The sequence below is a fragment of the Veillonella sp. ICM51a genome (assembly GCF_000524355.1).
Taxonomy (GTDB): Bacteria; Bacillota; Negativicutes; order Veillonellales; family Veillonellaceae; genus Veillonella; species Veillonella atypica.
The window spans coordinates 1-3,050 of the sequence record NZ_JAPX01000044.1 but is presented as its reverse complement, the minus strand read 5'-3'; the positions used below and the strand labels follow the sequence as shown (position 1 = coordinate 3,050).

The window sequence follows — 3,050 nt, the reverse complement described above, 5'->3', positions numbered from 1 at the left end:
TATTATTGGCTCTACTGTATCTGGTAAGAAAGTTGAAGTTGATACTGGTCGTGATTTACATATTCAAAGCTTACAAGATGTAGATAACTTTAAAGAACACAGTAAGTCTGCGGGCTTCTCTGTTTCCTCTACACCTAATTTCAAGAATCCAACAGGTAGTATTAGTGCTAGCGTAGGACGCATTGATAGTAAATGGAAGAGCGTGACTCATCAGGCAGGTATTTATGCTGGAGAAGATGGCTATGATATTCATGTAGGGAATGGGACTACATTAGAAGGTGCCGTCATTAAAAGTGAAGCTCCAAAAGCTAAGAATACATTGACTACTAAATCTCTTGAGATGAAAGACATCCAAAATGAAGCTGAGTATACCTATAGCAATAATGGGATCGGCTATAACTACTATGGTAGTAAAAAGAAACTCGAAGAGATGAAGACCAATGATAAAAAAGGCTATGATAAGATCTATAATAATATCGGTCTAGTTCCAAATTTAGGCGTAGGATCTAAAGGTAAAGCAAGCTCGACTACTCAATCTGCTATTTCTGATGGTATACTAACTGTAGATGGTAAAGAAATTGATACTAGGACTATTAATACCAATACCAAAAATACATTACATCAACTAGATAAGATTTTTGATAAAAAGAAAATTGAAGAACGTCAGGAGTTGGCACGTTTATTTGCTAAGAATGCTTATGAGCAATTACATAACTGGCAACCTACCACAAAAGAAGGCAAGATTGCTAAAGCTTTTGCTCATGGTGTAATTGGCGAGTGGGCTGCACGTATGGCAGGTAATGCATCAGGTAGTGGTTTTAAAGCTACAATGACCAATGAAATGCTTATAGAAAAGATTAAGCAAATAGCGGATAATGATCCGGCATTAGCACAATGGTTGAGTGCTGGGGCCGGTGGTGTAGTTAATAAAGTTAGTGGTGGCTCTTTAAATGCTGGGGCTGCGGTGTCAGCTTATGCTACTAAATGGAATGCAGAATTAACAAGTCCATATCCTATAGAAGTTGATTCGGCGAAGTTATTAGCGGGACTTAGATTTAGTGTTGTAGGAAGTGTGTTTTATAAAGCTTTAACGACTCCTATAGAAACAGGGCGTGCTGAGCCAGTTACTCTTAGTGAAGCTGATACTCAGGAGTTTCCATGGGCTAGATCAATTGATCAACTCACAAATTCAAGTGTTGATACCAGTTATGGTGAATCTAGTGGTGAAAGTATTGATTCTGGAGAAGGAAGAAACGCTTCCGAATCGAGATTTAATGGGCCTTGGAGCATAACTGTACCATATGTAGGAACTGAGTATAAAGTTCAATTAGATTACAATCCTGGAATAGGATATCAGTATATTAATGTTTTCCATGCTTCTAATGGTAACACCTATAAAGACAGTGGGAAATGGGATGTTATAGGGCGTAGATTTTTTGATGGAATTAGTATTCCCCAAAGTACAGCATATTCCGGTCGCTGGATTGGACCAGATGGTACGGATAATTGGGTAAGAGATAAAAATAAGTTTAATGATTTTTTTATTCATATTACGAGTTTAATTAGTGGACAACAAGTACAATTACCTTATACAATTGGAGATGAAAGCATTATAGATGATAGTTCCGATTCGTTTATTAAGAATCCAAGAACTGGAGCCTGGGAATCTATAAAAACGGGTGCCCCTGTAAGTGAAATTATTCTAAAGCAATTTCCTTTGAGAATTAACCCTTTAAATAATCATTTAGATTTACCAAATGTTAGCAATGATAATTCTAATATTGGGAATTCTAGTAGTGATGATGTCCCTAATATAAACGAGGATAATTCATCTAATAAAAAGGATCCACATAATAGTGGACCATCTATATCTGGACCAGTAATTGTGGGGTTAGCTAATGAAGCAAATAAGAAGAGAAATATTATAGCTCAAAAAGTCTCACAATTAAAGAATTCCTTGCCGAAATCAAAAAGTGAAGTTAAGGAAAAAGGTAATACAGGAACGGGTTCTTCAGAGAATACAATTAATGTAGATGAATTAGAAAAAACTTTTAAAAATCGTAAATATGAAGAAATGGATATTAATGATTTTGATAGATTAAGTTCTAAATATTTAGGACCAAAAGGATGGTCTGTAAATAATCGTAATAATAGATTACATGTAAAGGATAATAATAATATTATGCGGTTGCGGGTTGATCCACCTGATAAGCATACACCTTATAATCATTTACATATATATGATAAGAATGGTAAACCATTAGATAGTAACTGGAAACCTGTTGGACGTCGTGACCCTGAAGCACATATAAGAATTAAAGAGGATAAAAATGATGGAACTTCAAAAAAGAATTGATATATTAGATTTATGGGATGAAATGCCATATTCATTAGATATTAAAGATTTTGGTAATACAGTCATATTATTGTCAGAATCCTGTGAAATTAGATTTATTAACTGTATAGAGGTTAATATTAAAAGTGACCTTTTAATTAAGAATGAATCAATGAAATTTCATGAATATCGTAATCATGAATATGATATTCAAGATATTAGTGTCGAACCATGTGTTGTTAAAACAGATGGAACTATGACTCATAATAAGAAAAGGGTAAGTCCAGTACTAAATGGTGTTAAAGCTAAAATAGTTATGCCTGTAATGTGTATTGATTTGATTGCTGTTGATTTTATAATTTCCACAAAGGCGGATGAAGAGAATCTAATACAGTCTAAGTTTAGTTATATAGATCTTGAATAATTAAACGTATTTTATTAAATCTTTAAACTGTTAATTTATATAGTCTCAGGGAGAATGAAATCTTTACTATTTTATCTTTAATGGTCCTTTTCCGTATGGGAATATAAAATTGGAGTCAGTCAACTATAATTTAGTTATTAACGGAAATCGTATAATGTTTGACTATCAGAGATTAGTTCATACTAAATGGAGGTTCTATAATAAATGTTGGGGTGACATCATTAACGGTGTCACTACCAACATTATTTTTTTTGCAAAAAAATAAGCATACAAGGCTCACATGCTTTACAA

Annotated in this window: 2 protein-coding genes; both read left to right on the top strand. The window is 33.6% G+C overall.

All coding sequences use genetic code 11. The annotated features are described in order from the left end of the window. On the top strand, nucleotides 1-2,356 hold a 2,356-nt coding region (locus HMPREF1504_RS07740), incomplete at its 5' end, for a hemagglutinin repeat-containing protein (protein WP_038124870.1). Next, nucleotides 2,331-2,759 (top strand): hypothetical protein, encoded by a 429-nt coding sequence (locus tag HMPREF1504_RS07735; RefSeq protein WP_038124868.1) that lies wholly within the window; start codon nucleotides 2,331-2,333, stop codon nucleotides 2,757-2,759. The genes HMPREF1504_RS07740 and HMPREF1504_RS07735, both read left to right, overlap by 26 nt. Nucleotides 2,760-3,050: the final 291 nt, after the last annotated feature.

Excerpts from the sequence above, each read along its gene's own strand:
- HMPREF1504_RS07735 (WP_038124868.1), top strand. The coding sequence starts at position 2,331 with ATGATGGAACTTCAAAAAAGAATTGATATATTAGATTTATGGGATGAA.